This window comes from Armatimonas sp. (genome assembly GCF_043760365.1).
Lineage (GTDB): Bacteria > Armatimonadota > Armatimonadia > Armatimonadales > Armatimonadaceae > Armatimonas.
The window spans coordinates 1-3,443 of record NZ_JAYUPA010000770.1; the positions used below are offsets into that span (position 1 = coordinate 1).

General features: G+C 59.0%; 2 protein-coding genes. Both read right to left on the minus strand.

Annotated features, from left to right (window positions below; genetic code table 11):
* The coding region (locus ACH2EH_RS18475; RefSeq protein ID WP_395143923.1) for a DUF1552 domain-containing protein at positions 1 to 894 on the minus strand (894 nt) is incomplete at its 3' end.
* A gap of 62 nt (positions 895 to 956) precedes the next feature.
* The gene (locus ACH2EH_RS18480) at positions 957 to 3,389 is read right to left on the minus strand and encodes a DUF1592 domain-containing protein (protein ID WP_395143925.1); all 2,433 of its coding nucleotides are present in this window, start codon (positions 3,387 to 3,389) and stop codon (positions 957 to 959) included.
* Positions 3,390 to 3,443 lie beyond the last annotated feature (54 nt).

The window sequence follows — 3,443 nt, forward strand, 5'->3', positions numbered from 1 at the left end:
TTGAAAGGCCAGCACCATCATGTCGCCCAGAAGCTTCACGTGATCGGGGTAGTCCGGCATGCCGCCGGACATCCGGGCCTTCAGCGCCTCGCCGCTGACACCCGTCTCTTTGCCCGCTTTTTCTAAGAACGCCATGCGCCGCTCGATTTCTCGAATGCCCGTGAAGTATTCCTCCATCTTGTGCCGGTCATGGGCCCCGAGGCGTCCCTGGAGCGATTTGGCGTCCTCGAGCACAAAGTCCAGGATGCTCTTATCGTTTTGCTTGCGCTGTGCCCGTGCCTCGGCGCTCTCGCTGGCATCCTCGCCCCCAAAGAGCCGCTCAAACACGAGACGCGGCTCGGTCTCTTTGGACATCGGAGAGTTCTCGGTGCGCCAGGAGATGGTGTTGGAGTAGGCACAGGAGTACCCACTGTCGCAGTCGCCTGCCAGACCTCCTCGCTCACAGCCAATTTCCAGACTCGGGAAGCGCGTGAATTGGCCCTTCTTGGCCGCCGCGAGCTGGTCCGCCGAGAGGCCCACTTTAATGTCCGCGCCGCTGGTCTTCTTGGGCTTGCAACCGGTCAGCCAGGCCGCAGCCGAGCGAGCATGATCACCGCCGCCATCGCCGTGGGCAAAGGCCCAGTTCTGTGTCAGGCCGGTCAGAACATTAAAATGATCCTTCATGCCCGCTAGAGGCTCCAGTGTGTGCGGCAGTGCGCCCAGTGCGCCCTCGCCTTCAGGAGTCCAGTGTGCCATGTTGATGCCGTTGGGCACGAACAGAAACGCCATACGCAGCGGCGCTTCGCCCGCACTTTTCCCCGTCTGGGCAAATGCGATTGCTTCGAGCCAGGGCAGTGCCAGTGCTACTCCTGCTCCTCGAAGGAGTGTCCGTCGCGTCATATTTGCATCGTTCATTGTTAGTTCCAATTATACCCTTAAGTTTACATTCCCTTCGCTTGCCGGAGGGGGTCGCCGTCTTAGCGGCGGGGGGAGGTTGATTCATCGCCGCGCCGCTCCCGGAACGGCTGGCTGGTAATCACTGCTTCCACGATTGCGGAGAACTTGTAGCCTTTGGCTGCCACAGTCTTGGCCATGGCCTCCAGATTACATTTATCGGTACGCTCAACCCCACGCCCGAGGGCGTAGGTGAGCAAGCGCTCGGTCATGGTCTTGGTGAACTGGCTCTTCTTGCCCAGTAGCACTTTTTTGAGCTCTTTGGGGCCGTCGAACTTACTGCCATCGGGAAGTACTCCCGACACATCAATGGGCTTTCCGCCATCATCCAGACGCCATTTCCCAATGGCATCGTAGTTCTCCAGCGCCAGCCCGATAGCATCCATCTGGGTGTGGCAGTTGGCACAGGCCGGGTTGGTGCGGTGAATCTCCAGGCGCTTGCGGAGTGTTTCCGCCTGCGTTGCACCTTTTTGCGCCTCCAGCTCGGGGACATTGGGTGGGGGGGGAGGCGGTGGCGTCCCCAGAAGGTTCTCCAGTACCCACTTGCCACGCTTGACCGGTGATGTGCGCCCAGGGTTGCTGGTGAGGGTGAGCACTGCTGCCATGGAGAGAATTCCGCCCCGTTGGCCCGGTAGCACAGGAACCCGCTGAAACTCTGCGCCTTTCACGCTGGTGTTGCCGTAGTGCTTGGCCAAAGTTTCATTGAGATAGGAATAGTCTGAGTCTAGGAACTCCAGAATGCTGCGATCTTCCTGAACAATGCCCGTGAAGAAAAGATCAGGCTCCGTGCGCATGGCCTGGCGTAGCTGCTCGTTGAAGGCGGGGAAGCGCACCGTATCGGGCTGCATCACGCCCACTTTTCGGAGCTGGAGCCACTGGCCAGCAAAATTATCGGCCAGCGCCCGCGAGCGCGGGTCTTTGAGCATACGCTTGGCCTGCGCCAGTAAAACCCCGGGAGCTTGGAGCTTCTTTTGATCGGCAAGCGCTAAAAGCTCATCATCGGGCAGTGACGACCACAAAAAATACGAGAGGCGCGTTGCCAATTCATGGTCGTTAAGCTGTCGTCGGAAGCTGGGATCGTCGGGCTTGGCATCGGGCTCCGGGCGAAAGAGGAAGCTAGGCGAGACTAAAATCCCCTGGAGGGCGAACTGAATGCCTTTTTCAAATGACTGCTTCTGGCTTTTCGCCATGCGCGAGAGTCCAACCAGACGCCTCACTTCGTCGCTAGTGACAGGCCGACGGAAGGCACGGTGGACGATGGGAGCCAGGACGGCCTTTGCAGCGCGATCCCACTCGGCATCGGTGCTGTCATCGGGCATCTCGATAACCAGCTTGCGGTGCGAAAAAGGCAGCTCCCGCTTGATCGTCCGTTTCTGAACGTCCTCAGGGATCTGAATCTCTATGGATTCCACGGTGAGGTTTCGGTCGCGGCGCTCCGGGGGGAGCTTTTCATCGTAGAAGTCATTGAGGAACGCCGCGCCGACTTTCTGCTTGCCTGGCTGCTCAATGGCGATTTTCGCCCTGTAGGGCTGTAGGTTACTGGGGCCTGTGGTAACTGCCACCGTAACAGCAGGCTTCCCTCCGACATTGATTCCCATTTTGGCGGGCTCGGGGCCGCGCTTTTTATTGGGAAAGTCAATATCAGGGCCCGCCGGGCTGGCGCCCGCCCGCACTACAATGGTGTAGTCGCCGGGAGCAGGGAAGTCGAACTCGAAGCTGGCCTCACCGTTACTGGAGAGCAAGTAGCCCTCGCCGGTCACATTGCCGGGGCCTTTGAGCTGTCCCGCTAGAACTTTCACGGAGCTGGGCTTGTCCTCCGGGGCGATAATTGCGGCGCGGCTCGCCTTTGCAGCAGCGCTCAGATACTTCTCCATGAGCAGCGGCGAGAGTGAGAGTACATCGCCGATATTATCGAAGCCGTAGCCGACATCATCGTTGGGGAAGGCATCAGCGAGACGGAGATCCACGCCCAAAAGATCACGCAGGGTATTGTTGTACTCCGCTCTGTTCAAGCGGCGCATGGTGACGCGGCCTGGGTCGTTGATCTGGCAGTCTGCCTGGGAAAATAGACTCTCCAGTGTCTGCCCGAGCTTCTTGCGCTCTGCATCGCTGGGTTGAGGAACTCCTGAGGGCGGCATGCGTTTTTCGAGCACTGCCGCCTCGACTCGCTCCCAGGAGACGCGGCCTTTGAGAGCCGCTGCGAAGTTCTTTTCACCGCTCAGGTTAATCCCCCCTGAGCCCTTGGGAGCCGTGTGGCAGCCCACACAGTATTTCTGCACCAGTGGCAATACATCCCGCTCAAAAGCCGCCGTCCCCACCGAAGTGGTTGTGGTTGTTTTCTTGCTTGTGGTGACAGCGGGCTTCTTGGGAGCGGGTTTTTTCTGAGGAAGGGCCGCCGCCGCTGTGAGAGCAACAAGGGGCAGACTGATCGCAAACAAAGTAAGACTTCGGAGCATGGCTTTTCTTATAGATGGTTACACAGGCAAATAGGTTCAGGTTCCGTCTAATTT

Excerpts from the sequence above, each read along its gene's own strand:
- ACH2EH_RS18480 (WP_395143925.1), bottom strand. The coding sequence starts at position 3,389 with ATGCTCCGAAGTCTTACTTTGTTTGCGATCAGTCTGCCCCTTGTTGCT.